The 304-nt window shown below is 63.2% G+C and carries 1 protein-coding gene; it reads right to left on the bottom strand.

Annotated elements, in window-relative coordinates; genetic code table 11:
* Positions 1–304, bottom strand: a 304-nt coding sequence (locus ACYP5B_RS54055; protein WP_459575750.1) for an RRXRR domain-containing protein, incomplete at both ends; no start/stop codon positions are given.

The raw sequence follows: 304 nt of genomic DNA, 5'->3' as shown, positions 1-304 counted from the left end.
TCTTCCTATTGCAAGGCACGCAAGCCAGTGTCAGATTGGAGACCCGATTCGAGCCTCCGTTTGCCCGGGCATCGATATGCTCGATTTCCAGCAGCGCCTCGCCGGCATCGCAGTAGGCGCACTGCCGCCCCCACTTCTCTAGCAGGTACTCCCGGACTTCGTAGCCGGCCAGTTCGCCCTGCTGATACTCGACGCCGGAGATCTCGGTGTTCTGCATCGCCTGCATGTCGAAGCGGACGAGTTCGGTGCTGATGGCGGTGATCGGGGCGAGTGCGCGGAAGCGGCGGACCCAGGCCATCGTGGT

Source organism: Cupriavidus sp. 8B, assembly GCF_054589115.1.
Note: the sequence above shows the minus strand (reverse complement) of the source record. Positions and strands in the feature narration are given on the sequence as shown.